Origin of the sequence: Pseudomonas sp. MWU12-2037 (assembly GCF_023242345.1) — a bacterium.
Lineage (GTDB): Bacteria > Pseudomonadota > Gammaproteobacteria > Pseudomonadales > Pseudomonadaceae > Aquipseudomonas > Aquipseudomonas gingeri_D.
Genome location: NZ_JALLIZ010000006.1, coordinates 293,112 through 314,334, shown reverse-complemented (window position 1 = coordinate 314,334; position 21,223 = coordinate 293,112). Strand labels below are relative to the sequence as shown.

Annotated in this window: 18 protein-coding genes; 14 read left to right on the top strand and 4 right to left on the bottom strand. The window is 62.0% G+C overall.

Annotation, left to right across the window (positions count from 1 at the left end; translation table 11 throughout):
- Window positions 1-20: 20 nt before the first annotated feature.
- Complete coding sequence (locus tag M5B42_RS13800) at window positions 21-1,034, bottom strand: SDR family oxidoreductase (RefSeq protein WP_103496053.1); 1,014 nt, start codon at window positions 1,032-1,034, stop codon at window positions 21-23.
- Window positions 1,035-1,645: 611 nt separating this feature from the next.
- Here M5B42_RS13800 and M5B42_RS13795 point away from each other — a divergent pair.
- On the top strand, window positions 1,646-2,242 hold the full coding sequence (locus M5B42_RS13795; RefSeq protein ID WP_103496052.1) for a TetR/AcrR family transcriptional regulator: 597 nt from the start codon (window positions 1,646-1,648) through the stop codon (window positions 2,240-2,242).
- Between the two features lie 80 nt (window positions 2,243-2,322).
- On the opposite strand, the gene M5B42_RS13790 is transcribed toward M5B42_RS13795, so the two are convergent.
- Both M5B42_RS13790 and M5B42_RS13785 read right to left on the bottom strand, forming a co-directional pair.
- Window positions 2,323-3,036, bottom strand: a complete 714-nt coding sequence (locus tag M5B42_RS13790) for a cupin domain-containing protein (RefSeq protein ID WP_248746160.1) — start codon at window positions 3,034-3,036, stop codon at window positions 2,323-2,325.
- Between the two features lie 65 nt (window positions 3,037-3,101).
- Entirely contained in the window at window positions 3,102-3,959 is an 858-nt protein-coding gene (locus M5B42_RS13785) for a GNAT family N-acetyltransferase (RefSeq protein WP_248746159.1), read from the bottom strand.
- A gap of 242 nt (window positions 3,960-4,201) precedes the next feature.
- Between M5B42_RS13785 and M5B42_RS13780 the strand changes: the two genes are divergently transcribed.
- From M5B42_RS13780 to M5B42_RS13720, 13 genes are all read left to right on the top strand, one after another.
- The gene (locus M5B42_RS13780) at window positions 4,202-5,674 is read left to right on the top strand and encodes an aldehyde dehydrogenase family protein (RefSeq protein WP_103496049.1); all 1,473 of its coding nucleotides are present in this window, start codon (window positions 4,202-4,204) and stop codon (window positions 5,672-5,674) included.
- A gap of 361 nt (window positions 5,675-6,035) precedes the next feature.
- Complete coding sequence (locus tag M5B42_RS13775; RefSeq protein WP_103496048.1) at window positions 6,036-6,704, top strand: haloacid dehalogenase type II; 669 nt, start codon at window positions 6,036-6,038, stop codon at window positions 6,702-6,704.
- Between the two features lie 53 nt (window positions 6,705-6,757).
- Window positions 6,758-8,032: an FAD-binding oxidoreductase gene (locus M5B42_RS13770; protein ID WP_248746158.1), complete on the top strand. Its 1,275-nt coding sequence runs from the start codon at window positions 6,758-6,760 to the stop codon at window positions 8,030-8,032.
- A gap of 92 nt (window positions 8,033-8,124) precedes the next feature.
- On the top strand, window positions 8,125-9,762 hold the full coding sequence (locus M5B42_RS13765; protein WP_248746157.1) for an ABC transporter substrate-binding protein: 1,638 nt from the start codon (window positions 8,125-8,127) through the stop codon (window positions 9,760-9,762).
- 48 nt (window positions 9,763-9,810) lie between these two features.
- Entirely contained in the window at window positions 9,811-10,767 is a 957-nt protein-coding gene (locus M5B42_RS13760) for an ABC transporter permease (RefSeq protein WP_103496045.1), read from the top strand.
- A complete protein-coding gene (locus tag M5B42_RS13755; RefSeq protein WP_248746156.1) occupies window positions 10,764-11,639 on the top strand; it encodes an ABC transporter permease in 876 nt (291 codons plus the stop codon). Before M5B42_RS13760 ends, M5B42_RS13755 begins: the two co-directional genes overlap by 4 nt.
- Window position 11,640: 1 nt before the next feature.
- Window positions 11,641-13,482: an ABC transporter ATP-binding protein gene (locus M5B42_RS13750; protein WP_248746155.1), complete on the top strand. Its 1,842-nt coding sequence runs from the start codon at window positions 11,641-11,643 to the stop codon at window positions 13,480-13,482.
- Complete coding sequence (locus M5B42_RS13745) at window positions 13,479-13,787, top strand: (2Fe-2S)-binding protein (RefSeq protein WP_103496042.1); 309 nt, start codon at window positions 13,479-13,481, stop codon at window positions 13,785-13,787. Before M5B42_RS13750 ends, M5B42_RS13745 begins: the two co-directional genes overlap by 4 nt.
- Window positions 13,769-15,145 carry an FAD/NAD(P)-binding oxidoreductase gene (locus M5B42_RS13740; protein ID WP_247263224.1) on the top strand — a complete coding sequence of 459 codons (1,377 nt, stop codon included), beginning with the start codon at window positions 13,769-13,771 and terminating at the stop codon, window positions 15,143-15,145. The genes M5B42_RS13745 and M5B42_RS13740 overlap by 19 nt, the downstream gene beginning before the upstream one ends.
- Complete coding sequence (locus M5B42_RS13735; RefSeq protein WP_248746154.1) at window positions 15,142-16,296, top strand: FAD-binding oxidoreductase; 1,155 nt, start codon at window positions 15,142-15,144, stop codon at window positions 16,294-16,296. The genes M5B42_RS13740 and M5B42_RS13735 overlap by 4 nt, the downstream gene beginning before the upstream one ends.
- Complete coding sequence (gene argE / locus M5B42_RS13730) at window positions 16,293-17,450, top strand: acetylornithine deacetylase (RefSeq protein ID WP_248746153.1); 1,158 nt, start codon at window positions 16,293-16,295, stop codon at window positions 17,448-17,450. The genes M5B42_RS13735 and argE overlap by 4 nt, the downstream gene beginning before the upstream one ends.
- Window positions 17,451-17,582: 132 nt before the next feature.
- The gene (locus M5B42_RS13725) at window positions 17,583-19,040 is read left to right on the top strand and encodes an NAD-dependent succinate-semialdehyde dehydrogenase (protein ID WP_248746152.1); all 1,458 of its coding nucleotides are present in this window, start codon (window positions 17,583-17,585) and stop codon (window positions 19,038-19,040) included.
- A 41-nt stretch (window positions 19,041-19,081) separates the two neighbouring features.
- Window positions 19,082-20,161: a tartrate dehydrogenase gene (locus M5B42_RS13720; RefSeq protein ID WP_248746151.1), complete on the top strand. Its 1,080-nt coding sequence runs from the start codon at window positions 19,082-19,084 to the stop codon at window positions 20,159-20,161.
- A 61-nt stretch (window positions 20,162-20,222) separates the two neighbouring features.
- Here the strand turns inward: M5B42_RS13720 and M5B42_RS13715 are convergent, their stop codons facing one another.
- The gene (locus M5B42_RS13715; RefSeq protein ID WP_248746150.1) at window positions 20,223-21,149 is read right to left on the bottom strand and encodes a glyoxylate/hydroxypyruvate reductase A; all 927 of its coding nucleotides are present in this window, start codon (window positions 21,147-21,149) and stop codon (window positions 20,223-20,225) included.
- Window positions 21,150-21,223 lie beyond the last annotated feature (74 nt).

The following is a 21,223-nucleotide window of genomic DNA, read 5'->3' as shown; positions in this document are numbered from 1 at the left end:
TGACAGATGAACTGTTTCAGTCAGGCATCTATGTAGTTATTTTTACGATACCAGTCCAGGGTATCGAACAGTGTTTCAGCGACGGGGCGAAACTTGCACGCCAGCTCTTCTGAGCTTTTCTGATGGCTGAAATGGGTACGTCCTTGCTCTTGCTCCATGAGTTTGACCGTGGAGGTGCTGATGAGTACCGGTTTTTTTGTAATCCGATAATAGCCTTCATACATCAAGGCAATAAAGCGCAGCATGAACAATGGAACTTTGCGCTCCGGCGCTTTTACGCCGCTGACACGGGACAGCACCTGGAAAATACTGTTCATGTCCATGTGATTGCCGGCTGCCAGATAGCGCTCTCCGGATCGGCCATGTGTGAGGGCTGCGAGTTGATGTTCCGCCACATCCCTGGCGTCGACAACGGAAAAGCTTCCAGGGAGCACCCCCGGCAATTTCTGTCCAACAAAGTCGAGCAGGAACTGTCCTGATGAGGTGGGGCCTATATCGCCGGGACCAAACATCCAGCCGGGTAATACCATGGCGACGAACATGTCCGGGTGTTGCGACAGGAATGCTTGAACTTTTTGCTCGGACAGTATTTTACTCAGGTAGTAATCGTCAGCCTCCTGTTCACTGCGAGACATGGTTTCATCGATCACTTGATCTCTATCGCCCTTCAGCACGGCAATGGAGGAGGTATGAACGGCACGACGAATACCGGCGGCATAAGCGGCCTGCAATAAGCGCTCGGTTCCGGTCACATTGGTGTCATGCAGTTTTTGCCAGTGCTTTCCGCCTTTGTAACTGTCGCGGAAATAGGCAGCCGTATGAAACAAGGCGTCGCAGCCTCGCAGGGCATGGCTGAAGGCGTCGACATTGAGCATGTCGCCTTGGACAAACTCGACAGGCAGATTGCCGAATTGTTTCTTGGCTTTTTCTACGGAACGGACCAGCGCTTTTACCTTGATATTTCGTTTTAAAAGCGCATGAACCAGATTATTTCCGAGCAGGCCAGTAGCACCTGTGACAAAGGCATATTCCATTAAGATCCAGCTCCTGTAGGGTCATCTGCTGCTGTATTGAGATTGATGCCACCGGACTCGATGCTCCGATCGGGTGCTGGGGGCGTCAACGGCGCAATTAAAAACCATACGGTATCTGAAGATCAAGCGGTATTTGCTTGGCTCCGCAAGGTCGACACCTGAATCTGACGTGAAACACGGCAATCCAGGGCTCAAGCGCTTCGCCGGTCACGGCTATTCGCCCGGATCGAGGGGCTTGAGGGCGTCCCGCAAATATTTCTCCACGGGGTTCTGTACAGGAAAGTCACAAGGCAGCCTCACCGACTCGATCGGACAGGGAGAGCGTGTCAGGTGGATACCAAGGCATCTTGAAGCTATCGGAGTCGAGGCGTTTTCATGAGTCGCCAATGTTTGCGATAGCGGCGAAAACTCGCGGGTACAGGCCATCTTGCGGCCTCTTTTCGTTGCCCCGATACATGGTGTGTAGATGGGCCACCTTGAAAATTAAATTTAAAACGATTGAAAGGGTGAGTGTAATATATGATAGTTGACATTGTTTTTTGCGGTAAGCGGCGATCTTTACATTTAGTTACAAATAGGTGTTTTTTTATTTGGCCAAAGGAGCCGAAGGCGTGATGAAAAAGAGAATGGGGCGAGAGGAAAGTCAGCAAGTAACCAGAGACAAGTTGTTCGACACGGCCACTGATCTTATGATCAGCAAGGGCTTTCACGCCGCCAGCGTCAACGCTATTTCCGAGGAGGCCGGTTTTTCCAAAGGGGCCTTTTTTTCAAACTTTGCAAGCAAATCGGATTTGCTTCTGCAATTGACTCAGCGGTTCAAGCGAGTTGAAATCGATCGGTTGAGTGCTACCCTGGCTGCCGGCTATTCATCGGAAGAGCTGGCCCATGGATTGAATGCGTATATTGACACGCTTAAGAATAATACCAATTGTGCGATTCTTGATGCCGAACTGCAACTGATCGCCTTGCGCGATGAGGCGTTCTCGAAGCATTACTACGATTTGCATCAGGAAAACAGTGAGGCGCTGGGCAAGCTGATTACCATTATATTCAATCATGCCGGCAAGAAACCTCCTCTTGACCATGCCGCTCTTGCCCGGACCTTCACCGCTCTGTCGGAAGGTTTGATACTGCAAGGACATAACGATCCGGCTTCTGAAATAAAATTGGTGTTGAACTCGCTTATCCAGACAGCAGAACCTTTATAGCGTTCTGCCATTTTTCTCATGTATACGGTATTCGCATGTCCGAGGCCCGGACTTCGGACAGGGTACATTGCGCCCCGGGTCTATTTCACCGCATAGAACTTGCGCACGTAGCGAGTGCTTTTCCACGCACACGGCGTACCTTGCGGTACGAACACCGTGTCACCGGTGTTGACCGTCAGGCTCGTACCTTCGGGGCCCTGCAAGGTCACACTGCCTTCAATCAGGTGCATCAGTTCATTGAGTTTGTGCGCTCGACCCTGGCGTTCGTACGGTGTCGAGTCCCAGACGCCGACGCGCAGGTCAGTACTGGCGTCTTCGAAGACATTACCTGAGCGGCACTGTGGGGTGGGCCCGATCAGTATGTGGGGTTCCGGTGCGGCCGAAGGGGAGAGCAGCGCTTGTGGGTCCAGCGCTGTCAGTCCTGGTGCCGGTTCAGCCGTGGGGTCGATGACGGCACAGAATGCCCAGCGAGTATCGGGCTGCGCCAGGAGCCGGAGCGCTGTACCGCAGCCGATCACGGCGCTTGCGCCGATGCCCAGTTTCAGCGTCTGGCCTCGGGATTGCAGCACGACGTTGCCGGCGTGGATCACGATCATTTCAGTGTGCGGAAAAACATCGATATCCAGTGCCTGGCCTGTGCTCACAATCCCCGCGCAGATACCGTCGGCCCCGCTGTAGGCGACCTGACGATGTTCCCCGAAGGGGTCGGCAGTGCTCAAGGGCATCGTGTTGAAAGGCGTGCTGACACGGCTGCCATCGGCGCGAGCCAAGAGCAGAAGGGTAGGTTGAGGCATGCGGGTGACGCTCCCTGTTAATGGGCTGTTGAGGGGGATAGCGAGTTCTGCTTCGTGCGCGCGGGTCAACCTATGGCTTGGGTGACAAGGGCAAACTGTCGGACGCCGTTGACCGCTTGCGGCGGTGTGCCCCGTGCCATTTGCGCCACGGTATCGACCTGCTTGAGACCGGCCGATACCAGCCACTCGCCCAAGCCACTGTCCGTCGGAATATCGATACGTACGAATGCGTCCGGCACCTGGGCCAGTAACGCGGCGATCAGGTGCTTGGCCTGTGCGGGATTTTCCGCGACCACCGGACCGATGCAGCGGCCTCGGCCAAATGGGCGCAGCAGGGCGAAAGCATGCAACTGGCCGTCGCGCTCGATGCCCACCGAATGCTCCACCACATCCTGTAGCTCCGTGAGCACGGTCTTGCGGTCCAGCCCGCTGGCTGCGTTGGCCAGCGCCAGCTGACGAGTCCGATCGGCCTCGTGCAGCGGGCGACACACTTCACCCTGGGCCAACGGCTCTGGGCTGGGCGCATGGGCTTGACCTTGATGCTGCTGAATCCGGCCGAACTCGATAAAGCCCTGGCTGCTGTAAAGCGGCGCGCCGGCCAAGGTGGCGTTCAGCATCGGGGTGCGTGACTGGCAGGCGTCGAGGGCCTTTTCCATCAAGCGACGGCCGATGCCCCGGCCCTGATAGTCGTCACTGACGATCACCAGGCCGATGGTCGCGAACTCGCCTTGCGGGCAGGTGAATGCGGTGCCGACCAGACGCTCGCCATCCAGGACCACGAAACCGTCGCTGACCCGTTGCAACATGGCCCAGTCGTCCAGGCGATGGGGCCACTTCAGTTGCACGGACAAGGCATGGGCCGAGGGCAGATCGGCGGCTGTCATCGGGCGATAGACATAAGCAACAGGTTGCGGGGCGGACATGGCGAGTCTCCGTTGGGCCGTGTGCACGAGCGGCCGGTTTTGCGCCGCGAGGGTGCCTGTATCCCATCTGCGTGAAGGCCTGGCAAGGGGGGCCGGAACATTCGGCAGATTCCCCGCGCCCAAGGCCGGCAGACCACACTTACTACTTAATTGCAGTACAAGGTCGGCAGCAAATGCTTGCGCTTTTTTTCTACGATGGAGCCCTGGATTCACGACTCGCCGACCCTTTTCTGGAGTGCTCCATGGATAGCTTCGATCCTCGCCTTATCGCTGTGCGCAGCGCTCATTTCATTGCGGGTAAATACCGCGATGCGCAACCGGGACTGGACGTTGTGCGACCGTCGGATGGCCAGGTCTATGCCCAGTTGCCGATCGCCGATGCCGAGATGGTGGATGAAGCCGTCGACGCTGCCTGGCAGGCTTTTCAGCGCAGTGATTGGGCCAGCCGTCCACCTCGGGAACGGGCGCGGGTCATGCGCCGTTGGGCCGATTTGATCGAAGCTGACGCTGCCGTCCTGGCGCCGCTGGAGGCGCTGGGCTCGACCCGTCCCCACAAGGATGTGATCGCCTGGGATATTCCCTACGTCGCCGAGGGCATTCGCTTTTTTGCCGAGTTGGCCGACAAGCACGGTGGCCAGGTTGCCGCCACCCAGACCGACCGGTTGGGCATGCAGATCGCCGAACCTTACGGCGTGATTGCCGCCATTGCACCGTGGAATTTTCCGTTGAGCATGGCCTCCTGGAAAGTCGCCCCGGCATTGGCGGCCGGTAATGCCGTGGTCCTCAAACCGTCGGAATTGACGCCGTTCTCCAGCCTGCGCTTTGCCGAGCTGGCGGTGCAGGCGGGCATGCCGGCGGGGATCTTCAATGTGATCCAGGGCGATGGCCGCATCACGGGCGATGCCTTGTGTCGTCACCCACGGGTAGGCAAGGTGACCTTTACCGGCTCCACCGCGACCGGCTCGAGCATCATGTCCACCTGCGCGCTGGTCGGTCCGAAACCGGTCACCCTGGAACTCGGTGGCAAGAGCCCGCAACTGGTCTTCGCCGATGTGCCGGATATCGCCAAGACCGCCCGCACGGTGGCCCTGGCCATTACCGGAAATGCCGGGCAGGTGTGCGTGTCCGGTTCCCGGTTGTTGATCCAGCGCTCGATCATGGAACCGTTCATTGCCCACCTGCAGGCGTATTTCGAGGAACTGCGCCCCGGCCCGACCTGGTCGTCCGAGAGTACGCTGTCGCCGATCATTTCCCGGCTGCAAGCCAGCCGCATCGATGGCATCGTCCAGCGCTCGCGCCAGGCCGGCGCCGAAGTGCTCACCGGCGGCGGGCTCTTCGAAGGCCTGGGCGGGGCCTATTACCAGCCGACCTTGCTGGCCGGCCTGGACAACCAGAACCCGGCGGTCTGCGAGGAGATCTTTGGCCCGGTGTTGACGGTGCAGGCGTTCGACGACGAAGAGCAGGCGCTGGGCCTGGCGGCCCATGCGACCTACGGCCTGGCGGCGGGGGTGCACACGGCCGATCTCAATCGCGCCTTGCGCCTGGTGCGGCGCCTGGAAGCGGGGACCGTATGGGTCAATCGTTACGGACGCAGTAACGACTACATCCTGCCGACCGGTGGCTACAAACGTTCCGGTATCGGCAAGGATCTGGGGCGCGAGGCATTCGAGGCCAATTTGCGTTTCAAGAGTGTGCTGATCGATATCGCCGGTTGATCCACCTCCTTCGAACACACTCGAATGACCCTTCAACGGGCGCTTCCTCAGGGAAGCGCCCGTTTTCGTTCGGCCCGGCGCAGGTTCTGCGGTGCTGCAGTGCGTATTGAGCCTCTACAGGGTTATAAAGGTCCATAAGAGCGCATGAATACGGGGTTTGCCCAAGGCTGGAGCGGTCCGCAAAGTCTGCTGAGGGGAGGTGCTAAAACGGTGGTTTGTATTGAGCAGAGGTCGCTTTTAACGCCATCTGCTGATTTCACGGTGTTGTAATGACGATGTGCTGCAGCGTTGCATCACGGCTCCTGAAACGGAGCGAATGCTTGTCACGCCATGACCTCAACGAACTTCAGGACCGCACTCAATGAGCTTTCTTCGTCCCAAATTCATTACGTTCGACTGCTACGGTACGCTGACCAATTTCCACATGGGAACGATGACTCGCGAGTTGTTCGCCGATCGTGTCGTGCCCGAGCAGATGGATCAATTCGTCAAGGACTTCTCCGCCTATCGCCTGGACCAGGTCATGGGTGACTGGATGCCGTATGACGAAATCCTCAAGACCGCCCTGGCGCGGACCTGCAAGCGTTGGGGGATCGAATACCGGGACGAAGGCCAGCTGTATTACGACGCCGTGCCGACCTGGGGTCCACACCCGGACGTACCGGCCGGCCTGTCGAAAATCGCCGACAAGATTCCCCTGGTGATTTTCTCCAACGCCAGCGACAGCCAGATCATGTCCAACGTCGACAAGCTCGGCGCGCCGTTTCACAAAGTCTTTACCGCCGAACAGGCACAGGCCTACAAGCCGCGTCTGGCGGCGTTCGAGTACATGCTCGACAACCTCAACTGCGGCCCGGAGGACATCTTGCATGTGTCGTCGAGCTTCCGTTACGACCTGATGCCGGCCCACGACATGAAGATCCGCAACAAGGCCTTCGTCGCCCGTGGCCACGAAGTGCCGGGCAATGCCTTCTACGGCTACCAGCAGATCAGCGACATCGGCGGGCTGGCCGCGCTGGTTGGGCTCTGAGTCGTAACGGCACTTTTTTTGGCACAGGCGGTTTTGGCATAGGCGGATCAGACATGGGCAGTGAATCCTACTGGCTCGACACCGCACCGGCGTTTACCGGTGCACAGCTCGGCGCATTGCCCGGGCAGGTCGACGTGGCCGTCATCGGTGGCGGTTTCACCGGCCTGGCGGCGGCTCGGGCATTGGCCTTGCAGGGCGCCAGTGTGGTGGTGCTGGAAGCCGGGCGAGTGATCGGCGAAGCCTCGGGGCGCAATGGGGGGCAGTGCAATACCGGCGTCGCCCAGGACTACACCGGCCTGAGCGCCAGCCTCGGTGCCGACCGGGCGCGAGCCTATTACCAAGCCTACGAGAGTGCCGTGCAAAGCGTGGTTTCGCTGGTGGAGCAGGAGCAGATCGCCTGCGACCTCAAGCGTAACGGCAAGCTCAAGTTGGCCGCCAAGCCGATGCACTACGAGGGCCTGGCCCGGACCTGCGAGCTGATTCGCCGGGAAGTCGATGCCGATGTCGAGTTGCTGTCCGCCGGGCAGATTCGCGCTGAAGTCGACTCGGCCCAGTTCCACGGTGGCCTGCTGCAGCGCAACGGCGTGCAGATGCATGTCGGGCGCTTCGGTGTCGGTCTGGCCGAGGCCGCCGTACGTCACGGTGCGTTGATCTATCAGGACACGCCGGTGACGGACTGGAAAGCCCGGGCCGGCGGTTATCAGGTCAACACCGCCAAGGGCTCGCTGCACGCCGGGCAAGTGCTGCTGGCGACCGGCGCCTGTCAGCACGGCGGGTTGGGCTGGTATCGGCGGCGGATCGTACCGGTGGGCAGTTTCGTGATCGCCACTGAGGTCCTGCCCCGGGCCCTGATCGACCAGTTGCTGCCCGGTCGGCGCGCTTATGTCACCAGCCGCATGATCGGTAACTACTTCCGCCTGACCCCGGACAACCGCCTGCTGTTTGGCGGCCGTGCGCGGTTTGCGATGTCCGACAGCGTCTCCGACGCCAAGAGCGGCAAGGTGCTGCGGGCGGCGATGGTGCAGATGTTTCCGTCGTTGGCCAGCGTGAAGATCGATTACTGCTGGGGCGGGTTGGTGGACATGACGTCCGACCGGCTGCCCCGTGCCGGCCAGCATGGCGGGGTTTATCACTCCATGGGCTACAGCGGCCATGGGGTGCAGATGTCGGTGCACATGGGCCAGGTGATGGCCGAGGTGATGGCCGGCAAGGTCGAGGCCAATCCCTGGCGCGAACTCGACTGGCCGGCGATTCCCGGGCATTTCGGCAAACCCTGGTTCCTGCCGCTGGTGGGCGCTTATTACCGGCTCCAGGACTATTTGCATTGAGTTGAAAGGGTGGTGTCACCGTCGTTTGCGTTTCTAGACGCTCCGGACAACCGCGAGCATGGGCCTTCTCATTATCGACAGGTACAGCTGATATGACTGACAACAAGATCGACTCCCCACTGATCTCCGGCCAGGAAAGCCTGAGGGTATTCGAAAGCCTCAATCGCGGCATGTCACGCCGCAGTGCCCTGCAGATGCTCGGGGTGGCCGGGGTGGCCGCCGCAGGCACCGGCAGCCTGTTCAGCGCCGCCGGCAAGCTGTTTGCCGATGACGCCGCGAGCCCCGGCAAAGGCAAGCCGGGCGGACGGATTCGTGTCGCCGGCATGTCCAGTTCCACCGCCGATACCCTGGACCCGGCCAAGGGGGCGCTGTCCACCGACTACGCGCGCCACTATATGTTCTACAACGGCCTGACCCGTTTCGACAGCCATCTGGTGCCGCAACTGGAGCTGGCCGAGCGCATCGACAACGTCGATGCCACGCTGTGGACCATCACCCTGCGCAAGGATGTGACGTTCCACAACGGCAAGACCCTGAGCGCCGCCGACGTGGTGTTCTCGCTGTCGCGGCACAAGGATCCGTTGACCGGCTCCAAGGTCATGCCGCTGATGGAGCAGTTCGCCGAGATCAAGGCCACCGGCGCCAATGAAGTCCAGATCCGTCTGAGCGCGCCCAACGCCGAGTTGCCGTCGATCCTGGCGGTGTCACACCTGCTGATCGTTCCGGAGGGCACCACCGACTTCAATCAAGGCATCGGGACCGGGCCGTTCAAGGTCAAGGAGTTCAAACCGGGCGTGCGCTCGATTGCGGCGCGCAATACCGGCTACTGGAAACCGGGCCTGCCTTACCTGGACGAGATCGAGTTCATTGCCATTGCCGACGAACCGTCGCGGGTCAACGCGCTGCTGTCGGGCGACGTGCACATGATCAACGAGGTCAATCCGCGTTCCACCACGCGAATCAAGGCCAGTACCACTCACCGCGTCGTGGATGCGCCGTCGGGCAACTACACTGACTTGATCATCCGTCAGGACCAGATGCCCGGTAAAAGTCCGGAATTCACCCAGGCGATGAAGTACCTGATGGACCGCGAGCAGATCAAGTCCGCCGTGTTCCGCGGCTTTGCGGTGGTGGGTAACGATCATCCGATTGCCCCCGGTTCGCGCTACTACAACGCTGATTTGCCGCAGACCGTCTACGACCCGGAAAAAGCCAAATTTTTGTTGAAAAAGGCCGGAATGGACAGCATCAGCATGCCCCTGGTGGCCTCGCCGGCAGCGACCGGTTCGGTGGACATCGCCGTGCTGTTGCAGCAGTCGGCGAAACAGGCCGGGCTCAAGCTCGACGTCAACCGTCTGCCCAGCGACGGCTACTGGTCCAACCACTGGATGAAACACCCGTTGAGCTTCGGCAACATCAACCCGCGGCCGAACGCCGACGTGATGTTTTCGCAGTTCTTCCAATCGAGCGCGCCGTGGAACGAATCCGGCTGGAAGAACGACCAGTTCGACCAGCTGCTGATGCTCGCCCGCGCTGAAACCGACGACGCCAAGCGCAGCAAGATGTACGCGGACATGCAGACCCTGGCCCATGACCACTGCGGTATCGGCATCCCGGTGTTCATCAGCAACATCGATGCCGTCGACCAGCGCGTCAAGGGCTATGGCAGCAACCCCTTGGGCGGTTTCATGGGCTACATGTTCGCCGAGCAGGTCTGGCTGGACGCGTGATGGGCTGCCCCGGGTTTGGCCCGCGTTGCATTGCAGGAGGAGAGGGCGATGAATAGCAACACACTGTGGCTGATCGGCCGGCGTCTGGGCGCCGCGATCGTGACCTTGTTGATCGTCTCCATGGTGGTGTTCGCCATCACGGCGGTACTGCCGGGGGACGCGGCGCAACAGTCGCTGGGGCAGTTCGCCACGCCGGAACAGGTGGCGGCCTTGCGCCTGAAACTGGGGCTGGATCAGCCGGGTGTGTTGCGTTACCTGCACTGGTTGATCAGCCTGCTCGGCGGCGACCTGGGGCTGTCCGTTTCCAACGCCATGCCGGTCAGCGATTTGATGGCCGGTCGGGTGCCCAACACCTTGATGTTGGCGGCCGCCACGGCGCTGGTGTCCGTGCCGGTGGCCCTGGTGCTGGGCATCGGTTCGGCCATGGGCCGCGGTGGGCGCATCGACAGTTTCCTGAGCTTTGTCACCCTGGCGATGGTCGCGGTGCCGGAGTTTCTGGTGGCGACCCTGGCGGTGCTGATTTTTGCGGTGAACCTGGGCTGGTTGTCGGCGCTGTCTTATGCCAGTGACATCACCTCACCCCTGCAATTCCTGCGCACTTACGCTTTGCCGGTGATGACACTGTGCTGCGTGATCGTCGCGCAAATGGCGCGCATGACCCGGGCTGCGGTGATCGATCAGCTCGACAGCCCTTATGTGGAAATGGCCCGGCTCAAAGGTGTGAGCCCGATGCGCATCGTGCTGCGGCATGCCTTGCCCAATGCCATCGGGCCGATTGCCAATGCCATCGCCCTGAGCCTGTCCTATCTGCTGGGCGGGGTGGTGATTGTCGAGACGATTTTCAACTACCCCGGCATCGCCAGCCTGATGGTCGATGCCGTGACCAACCGTGACATGGCGCTGGTCCAGGCCTGCACCATGCTGTTTTGTACGGCGTACCTGGGGCTGGTGCTGATTGCCGACCTGTGCGCGATTCTGTCCAATCCGAGGCTGAGAAACCAATGAACCATTTCATTGTTAAATCGACGCCGGGTACCCCCGATCTGGCGGCCGGCAAGGTGTCTCATGGTCCGGCCTGGCTGGGTTTGATTGGCGCCGCGATGTGCGTTATCTGGTTGCTGGTGGCGCTTTTCGGCCCCTGGCTGGCGCCGCACCCGGTGGGCGAAGTGGTCTCCGATAATGTCTTTGACAGCATCAGTGCCGTTTACCCGTTCGGCACCGACTACCTGGGCCGCGACATGCTCAGCCGTGTCCTGGTCGGCGCGCGCTTTACCGTCGGCCTGGCGTTGATTGCCGCGGTATTGGCCAGTGGCCTGGGCACCGGTTGCGCGCTGCTGTCGGTGGTGTCGCCGAAGTGGCTGGACGAGGTGATCAGTCGCTTGATGGACGCCTTTATCTCGATCCCGAGCAAGATGCTGGCGTTGATCATGGTCTCGGCGTTCGGCTCCTCGGTCACGTTGCTGATCTGCACCGCCGTGCTGAGTTTCTGCCCCGGGGCCTTTCGCATCGCCCGCAGCATGGCGGTGAACATCGAGGCGCTGGAGTACGTGCAGGTGGCCCGTACCCGTGGTGAGCGCCGGCTGTACATCGCTTGCGTGGAAATCCTGCCGAACATGCTCAACCCGGTGCTGACCGACCTGGGGCTGCGCTTCGGTTTTATCGTGTTGCTGCTCAGCGGCATGAGCTTCCTCGGCCTGGGCGTGCAGCCACCGGATGCCGACCTCGGCTCCCTGGTGCGGGAAAATATCGGCGGCCTCAACCAGGGCGCGCCGGCCATCGTGATTCCGGCCCTGGCCATCGGCACCCTGACCATTGGTGTGAATCTGTTTATCGACAGGCTGTCGTCCCGACGTAGTCGGCGTGCGGGAGGCCATTGAAATGAGTGAGCTGATTCGAGTTGAAGACCTGCGCGTAGTTGCCTGTGGCGAACGGGGCGAGGTGGAAATCGTCAAGGGTGTGAGCTTCTCCCTGGAAAAAGGTGAAGTATTGGCGTTGATCGGTGAGTCCGGTTCCGGCAAGACCACCATCGCCCTGGCGCTGCTCGGGTATGCCCGGCGCGGCTGCCGGCTGTCGGGCGGTGTGGTGCGGGTCGGCGAGCACGACATGCTGGCGTTGAGTGAACGCGAACTGCAAGGTTTGCGTGGCAACCGGGTGTCATATATCGCGCAAAGCGCGGCGGCGGCGTTCAACCCGGCGAAGAAGCTGATCGACCAGGTGGTGGAGGGCGCCTTGATTCATGGCCTTGGCAGCCGGGCGGTGCTCGAAGCCAAGGCCATCGAGTTGTTCCGCGACCTGGCGCTGCCGGACCCGGAGCACATCGGCCAGCGTTACCCGCACCAGGTCTCGGGCGGGCAATTGCAGCGGGTGATGGCGGCGATGGCGTTGATCAGCGATCCGTTACTGGTGGTACTCGATGAACCGACCACCGCCCTCGACGTGACCACCCAGATCGACGTGCTGCGCGCCTTCAAACGGGTGGTCCGGGAACGTGGGGCGACGGCGGTCTATGTCTCTCACGACCTGGCCGTCGTGGCGCAGATGGCCGACCAGATTGTGGTGCTCAACGGTGGCCAGGTCTTCGAGCAGAGCGCCACCGCGCCGCTGCTCAAGGGCCCGGCCCATGAGTACACCCGCAGCCTGCTGGCGGCGGCGCGGCCTGATACGACGATCCGCCCGCCCAGCGGTGTCGCCGAAGACGAACCCTTGTTGACCATCAAGGGACTGACCGCCGGCTATGGCAACAAGAACCTGCAAGGCATGCCGTCGATCCGCGTGCTGGAAGACATCGACCTGACTGTCCGCCGGGGGCAGGCCATTGGTGTGATTGGCGAGTCGGGTTCCGGCAAGTCGACCCTGGCGCGGGTGGTGGCCGGGCTGCTGACTCCGGCACTGGGTGGGCTGACGTTCGCTGGCCAGCCCCTGGGGGGGAGTCTTGGCGAGCGCACCCCCGAGCAGTTCCGACGCATTCAGATGGTCTTCCAGAACGCCGACACCGCGCTCAACCCGATGCACAGCGTCGGTACCATTCTGAGCCGCCCGCTGAAGATGTATTTCAGCCTCAAGGGGGCGGCATTGCGCGAGCGTATCGGCGAACTGCTGGACCTGGTGCGGTTGCCGCGGAGCATGGCCGAACGGCGTCCGAATGAACTCTCCGGCGGGCAAAAGCAACGGGTCAACCTGGCGCGGGCGCTGGCGGCGAAACCGGACCTGATCCTGTGCGACGAGGTGACCTCGGCACTCGATACCGTGGTCGGCGCGGCGATTCTCGAACTGCTGCGCGACCTGCGTCAGGAGCTGGGGGTTTCGTACCTGTTTATCAGCCACGACATTTCCACCGTACGCGCGCTGTGCGACGACATCGTGGTGATGTACAGCGGCCACAAGGTTCAGGCCGGCACCCGGCAGTCATTTGCCCAGGCCCCGTTCCATCCCTACACCGATCTGTTGATCCATTCGGTGCCGGAGCTGCGCCAGGGCTGGCTGGAGAGCTGCGGTACCACCTGCGGCGAACTGCCGCCCATCGGCGCGAAGGCCAATGTGGCGGAGCTGTGCACCTTCCTCAACCGCTGCCCGGTACGGGTGGACGGCCTGTGCAATCACACCGCGCCGAGCCGTCGGATCATCGAGGGCGGCAGTGAAATCCTCTGCCACCACGACAGCGCCGAGCTGCTCAAGACGCAGCTGGATTTGAATCTCTTGACCCAGGGAGCCTATGCATGAAGGGGCGTTTTGTAAGGCTGGCCGAGCAGGGCCGGCCGACCGTCAAACTGCAGGTGGACGGCGCACCGATTGAAGCCTTGCAGGGCGACACGCTGATGGTCGCGCTGTTGACCCAGGGCACGGCGTTGCGCCAGTCGGAGTTCGATACGGGGCGCCGTGCCGGTTTCTGCCTGATGGGCGCTTGCCAGGATTGTTGGGTCTGGACCCGCAGTGGTGAACGCCTGCGTGCCTGTTCCAACGAAGTCCGTGAAGGGCTGGATATTCTCACCACGCAACCGGAGGCGATATGGCCACTGCACGGATAGTCATCGTCGGCGCCGGGCCGGCCGGTGTTCGTTGCGCCGAAACCCTGCTGGCTGCTGGTCTCAAGCCGATCCTGATCGATGAAAATCGTCGCGATGGCGGGCAGATCTACCGGCGCCAGCCGGAAGGTTTCACCCGCGACTACGCCACCTTGTATGGCACCGAAGCCGCCAAGGCCCGGGACCTGCACATGAGTTTCGAGCGCTTGCGCGGGTCGATCGATTATCGCCCGGAGACCCTGGTGTGGAACCTCACGCCGGGGCAACTGTGCTGCGTCAGCCAGGGCAGGCACTCGACCGTGGATTACGACGCGCTGATCCTTTGTACCGGTGCCACCGATCGCCTGATGCCAATCGAAGGCTGGCAGTTGGCGGGGACCTACAGCCTGGGTGGCGCGCAGATCGCGCTCAAGTCCCAGGCGGTGTCCATCGGTCATAGCGTGGTGTTCATGGGCAGCGGGCCGTTGCTGTACCTGGTCGCCAGCCAATACCTCAAGGCCGGTGCCAAGGTAGCGGCGGTGCTCGACACTTCGCCGCTGGGCAAGCGCCTCGGCGCCTTGCCGAAACTGCTGGCGCGTCCCGGGTTGCTGTTCACCGGGATGAAATTGTTGGCGCAGTTGTACCGGGCGAAGATTCCCGTACACCTGGGTATCCAACCCAAGCAGGTGCTGGGTGACGCCGCCGGCGGGGTCAGTGGTGTGCGAGTGCGGACGGCGGCAGGGGCGACCTTGAACGTGGCGTGCGATGCCGTCGCCCTGGGGTATCACCTGCGCCCGGAAACCCAATTGGCCGATCTGGCCGGTTGTCGCTTGCGCTTCGATGAGGCCTCCAGCCAATGGTTGCTGGCTACCGATGACGATGGCCGGACCTCGGTGAGCGGCGTGTATGCCGCCGGTGATGGTTCGCGAATCCGTGGCGCGGATGCCGCCGAACATGCCGGACGCCTGGTGGCGATGGCGCTGCTGGAGGATCAGCACAAACCGGTGAATGCCGGATTGCGCGACGAACAGCGTCAGGCGCTGGCGGTGATGGAGCAGTTTCGCCTGGGTCTGGCTCAGGCGTTTCCCTGGCCCTCGGCGCAAGCCAAAGCCTTGCCGGATACCGCTATTGTCTGCCGTTGCGAGATGATCAGCGCCGGTGAGTTGCGGCGCACGGTCAGCGAGAAAGGTGCCTGTGAAGTCAATCGGGCCAAGGCCTTCAGCCGGGTCGGCATGGGCCGTTGCCAGGGGCGTTACTGCTCCCAGGCCGGGGCCGAGGTGATTGCCGCCGCGGCGGGCGTCACCGTGCAACAGGTCGGCCGCCAGCGCGGTCAGGCACCGGTCAAACCGCTGTCGATGCTCACCGAGGAGGTGTCGCCATGACGCTACAGAAAGCCGATGTGGTGATTGTCGGTGGCGGCCTGATGGGCTCGGCCGCGGCGTTTTTCCTGCGCCGGCGCGGGCAGACGGTGATCCTGCTGGAGCGTGACCAGATCGGTCAGTACGCCAGCGGCGTGAACTTCGGCAATGTCCGGCGGCAGGGGCGTTTCCTTGGGCAGCTGGAATTGGCCAACCGTTCCTGGGCGTTGTGGAAGCGCTTGCCGGAGCTGATTGACGACGACCTCGAGTTCATTGCCAGCGGGCACATGCGGGTGTGCTACCGCGAAGACGAAATCGCCGAGCTTGAGGCCTACGCCGCGGCCCCCGAGGCGGCGCAACTGGACCTGAAGATCTATCGCGGTGCGGACCTGCACCAGCGTTTCCCGTTCCTGGGGCCTGACGTGAAAGGCGGCTCCTATGCACCCCACGACGGCCATGCCAACCCTCGTCTGGCGGCCCCGGCGTTTGCCCGGGCGGCACGACGTATCGGCGCTCGGATCGAGGAACAGACTGAAGTGGCCGAGGTGCAGAAGGTTGGCGGCGAGTTCAGCATCACCACCACCGATGGTCGTCAGTTCAACGCCGAACGCCTGCTGATTACCGCCGGTGCCTGGGGGCAGAAACTCTCGGCGCAATTCGGCGAGCCGGTGCCGCTGGACACCCATGGCCCGCAGATGGCGGTCACCGAGCCGGTGCCTTACGCCTTGCCGACGGTGATCGGGGTGTACACCAGGATTCCCGAGGAAGTGATTTATTTCCGCCAGATCCCCCGTGGCAACATCGTCATCGGCGGCGGCTACCGCAGCAAACCGGACATGCTGACCCGTCGGGCCCAGGTCGAGCCGCGCAGCATCCTCAACCAACTCGGGCAGATGCGTCGTCTGCTGCCGGGTGTCGGCAATCTGAACATTATCCGGGTCTGGAGCGGTATCGAAGGTTACCTGCCCGATTCCCTGCCGGTGATGGGCCCGAGCGGCACCGTCGATGGCTTGTTCTATGCCTTCGGCTTCTGTGGTCACGGTTTTCAGCTCGGCCCGGGTGTCGGTGACGTGATGGCCGAACTGATCAGCACCGGCAGCACCAGCACTTCGATTGAGCCGTTCTCCATCCGTCGGTTCGCCCTTTCAGCCGAGCAACGGAGCAAGGCCTCATGAAACCCCGTGTACTGGATATTCTCAAACGCCTGATGGCCTTCGACACCGTGTCTTCGGAGTCGAACATGGCCTTGATCGAGTATGTCCGCGACCTGCTGCTGAGCAAGGGCATCGAGTCGCTGATCGTCAAGGATGAAACGGGCAAAAAGGCCAACCTGTTCGCCAGTACCGGCCCTCGGGCGTTACCGGGGATTCTGTTGTCCGGGCACACCGACGTGGTCCCGGCGGCAGGCCAGGCCTGGAGCTTTCCGGCGTTTCAGGCAACGGTGCAGGACGGGAAGATTTACGGTCGCGGTAGCTGCGACATGAAGGGTTTCATCGCCTTGGCCATCGACACCATGCTCGAGGCAGCGGACAGCCCGTTGAGTCGACCGCTGCAACTGGCCCTGTCCCATGACGAAGAGACCGGTTGCGTCGGCGTGCGGCGTTTGCTGGACGTGTTGCACCTGGCACCGGTACGTCCCTTCCTGTGCCTGATCGGCGAGCCGACCCAAATGCAGTTTGTGCTGGGCCACAAGGGCAAGGGTTCCTATCGCACCTACTGCCGGGGCCTGGAGGCTCATTCATCCCTGGCGCCGCGCTCGGTCAATGCGATTCACGTGGCCTGTGACTTTATCGCGGCGCTGCGTCAAAGCCAGCAGCAGTTGCAGGAGCAGGGCGCCCAGGATGCGGACTACGATGTGCCTTACAGCACGGTGCATGTCGGGCAGATCGTCGGCGGCAGGGCGCTGAACATCGTGCCGAACCTCTGTACCCTCGACTTTGAAGTGCGCAACCTGCCGGCGGACGATCTGGATCAGTTCCTCGAGCAGATGCGCGAGCGTGCGCAAGTGATCGTGCGCGAGGCCAAGCGCTTGTCCAGTGTCGCGGACATCGAAATCGAAACCCTCAATGTCTATCCGGGGCTCGACACCCACCCGAGTGTCGAAGCGGTGCGCTTTCTGAAGAACTTTGCAGCGCCGGACACCGGTACCGCCAAAGTTTCTTTCGGCACCGAAGGCGGGTTGTTCAAGCAGCGTCTGGATGTCCCGGTGGTGGTGTGTGGACCTGGCTCGATCGAACAGGCGCACAAGCCGGACGAGTTTATCGAGATCAGCCAGATAGAGGCCGGGGAGCGGTTTCTGGAGGGACTGCTGGGCTCCCTGAAACTGTGATTTCCCCATAGACCACAAATCTACCGTTGCTGCGCAAATTTCAGCATCCGACACTGCCCTCAAGGCGCTTTCAGCATCCTCGTCCGTGGCACCTCCCTAGACTGGAGCGTGTCTCGGATCAGGACCTCGACCATGCTCAAGAATCGTTTGAAAGACCCCAGCCTTTTGGCAGAACTCGCTTATATCGATGGGCAGTGGGTCGGCGCTGACAACGCCGCGACCCTGGACGTCATCGACCCGGCCAGCGGTCAGTTGCTCGCCCGCGTGCCGGCGATGCAAGGCACGGAAACCCGTCGCGCCATCGAGGCGGCGGAACGGGCCTGGCCGGCTTGGCGCGCACGCCCGGCGGCCGAGCGTGCGGCGCTGCTGGAGTGTTGGTATCAGGCCATGATCGACAATCTCGACGACCTGGCACTGATCATGACCTGCGAGCAGGGCAAACCGTTGAACGAAGCCAAAGGCGAAATTCGCTACGGCGCCGGTTTCGTCAAATGGTTCGCCGAGGAAGCCCGACGGGTCTACGGCGAAACCATGCCGGCCCCCAGCGGCGATCGCCGGCTGCTGACCCTCAAGCAACCCGTGGGTGTGTGCGCCGCGATCACCCCGTGGAACTTCCCCAACGCGATGATCACCCGCAAATGCGCACCCGCGCTGGCGGCGGGTTGCCCGATCATCGTCAAACCCTCGGACCTGACACCGCTGTCGGCCCTGGCCCTGGCGGTGCTGGCCGAGCGGGTCGGGATTCCGGCCGGGGTGTTCAATGTGCTGACCGGCATGCCCGCGGGGATCGGCGAAGAACTGACAGCCAACCCGACTGTGCGGAAGATTTCCTTCACCGGCTCCACGGCCGTGGGCCGATTACTGATGCGCCAGAGCGCCGAACACATCAAACGCCTGAGCCTGGAGCTGGGCGGCAATGCACCGTTCGTTGTGTTCGATGACGCTGACCTGGAGCAGGCAGTGGCCGGCATCATGCTCAGCAAGTTTCGCAACGCCGGCCAGACCTGCGTCTGTGCCAATCGCATTCTGGTGCAGGACGGCATTTACGAGCGATTTGCCCAGCGGCTGGTGGAGGAGGTGGGCAAGCTCAAGGTCGGCAACGGCCTGGAGGCCGACGTCACTATCGGACCGCTGATCAATGCGGCCGCCGTGAGCAAAGTTGCCCGACATATCGATGATGCCTTGAGCCAGGGCGCGCGTTTGCTCTGCGGCGCCATTCCCGAGGGCGACAGTCAGTTTGTCCAGCCCACCGTACTCGGCGAAGCCCACGCCGGCATGCTGCTGGCCAACGAAGAAACCTTCGGTCCGGTGGCGCCGCTGATGCGTTTTACCTCCGAGGCCGAAGCCCTCGCGCTGGCCAATGCCACGCCTTACGGCCTGGGCGCCTATTATTTTACCCAGGACCTGCGTCGCTCCTGGCGTTTCGGCGAGGCGCTGGAGTTCGGCATGGTCGGTCTCAATACCGGGATCATTTCCATGGAAGTCGCCCCGTTCGGCGGTATCAAACAGTCGGGCCTGGGCCGTGAAGGCAGCAAGTACGGCCTCGACGAATACCTGGAAGTCAAAGCCTTCCACATGGGCGGGCTGTAACCCGACCGACGATGGCACAGACATTTTGCGAGGCATGATTGATGAGCAAGGCATTCAGAATCGCCGCGATTGCCGGCGATGGCATCGGCAAGGAAGTCCTGCCGGAAGGGTTGCGTGTGCTGGAGCAGGCCGCGAAGAAATGGCAGCTGGACTTGAGCATCGAAGTACTCGACTGGGCCCACTGCGATTATTATATGGAGCACGGGCAGATGATGCCCGACGACTGGTTCGAACAGCTCAAGGGCTTTGACGCGATCTATTTCGGTGCCGTGGGTTGGCCGGACAAGGTGCCGGACCATATTTCCCTGTGGGGCTCGCTGCTCAAGTTCCGTCGCGACTTCGACCAGTACGTGAACATCCGTCCGGTGCGCCTGTTTCCCGGGGTGCCGTGCCCCCTGGCTGGGCGCAAGCCGGGGGACATCGATTTTGTGGTGATCCGCGAGAACACCGAGGGTGAGTACTCCTCGGTCGGCGGCAAGATGTTCGAAGGCACCGAGCATGAGTTCGTGTTGCAGGAGTCGGTGTTCACCCGGCGCGGTGTGGACCGGATTCTCAAATTCGCCTTCGACCTGGCCCAGACCCGGCCGCGCAAGCGCCTGACGGCAGCGACCAAGTCCAACGGGATTTCCATCAGCATGCCGTATTGGGACGAGCGCACCGCATTGATGGCGGCGAAGTACCCGCAGATCACTTGGGACAAGCAGCACATCGACATTCTGTGCGCACGTTTTGTCCTGCAACCGGACCGTTTTGATGTGGTGGTGGCGTCGAACCTGTTCGGCGACATTCTTTCCGATCTCGGCCCGGCCTGCGCCGGGACCATCGGTATCGCGCCGTCGGCCAACCTCGATCCCGAGCGGCGTTTTCCGTCGCTGTTCGAGCCGGTGCACGGCTCGGCACCGGACATCTATGGGCAGAATATCGCCAACCCGATTGCGATGATCTGGTCCGGTGCGCTGATGCTCGACTTCCTGGGTAACGGTGACGCGCGCTATCGCGCGGCGCATGACGGGATTGTGCAGGCGATCGAACATGTGATCGCCGACGGGCCGATCACACCGGACCTGGGTGGAAAGGGCTCGACACAGGAAGTGGGCAGAGCGATTGCCGAGCGACTTTGACCCACGCCACGATCCACTGTGGGGGGAGCAAGCTCGCTTCCACAGTGGATGCTCGCTGTATTCAATAACCCCGGGTACGATCGATCTCACCGACCATCGGCTCTGCACGTTGGTGTCGCCGAATATTCTCCAGCAACACCTCGAACGCACTTTCCGGTTGGGTCATGGCCGCGATATGCGGGGTCAGCAGAATCTTCGGGTGGTGCCAGAACGGATGATCCGCCGGTGCCGGCTCCTGCTGCAGCACGTCGATGACCGCGCCGCTGAGTTGCCCGCTGTCCAGGGCCGCCAGCAGATCACCTTCCACCAGATGCCCACCACGGCCCATGTTGATCAGCGCCGCGCCCTGGGGCAGCTGTTCGAATAGTTTGCCGTCGAGAATGCCCTCGGTCTGTTCGGTCAGCGGCAGTACGCACAGCAAAATGTCGCACTGGTTCAGGAACGCCGGCAGTTGTTCGTTGCCGGCATAGCACGCCACACCCTCAACCTGATGGACACTGCGGGCCCATCCCGATAATGCAAACCCCAGGGGCTGCAACGTCGCCAGAATCTGCCGGGCCTGGGTCCCGAGACCCATGACCCCGATCCGACGCCTGTGGGCCGGTTGCAGCACGTGCGCCTGCCAGCAGCGAGCCGTTTGCTGCTGGCGATAACGGAGCATGTCCCGGTGCAGGCTCAGCACGGCGAAACTGGCGTACTCGCACATGCCCCGGGTGATGCCCGGATCCAGCAGGCGCACCAGCGGCAAACTGAGGGGCAAGCGACCGAGGTCCAGTTGATCGACTCCGGCGGACAGGGCGAACAGCACTTTGAGATTGGGCAGCAAGGCCTCGAGGTCGTCGGGCGCCTGCCAGGCGGCCAGGTACTCGATGTCCGCGGGGTCGCCGATGTCCGGCCAGGCGCGCCATTCGATATCCGGGGCATGTTCGGCAAACAGCGCTTTCCACTGTTCGCCGCGTACGGGGTCAGCTTTATACAGCAGGGCCATGGGCATTTCCTGAACGGCTGAAGGTGTTCTCCATCATCGCGCAATGCCGGCGCAGGATCTGTCGAAAGCGCCGG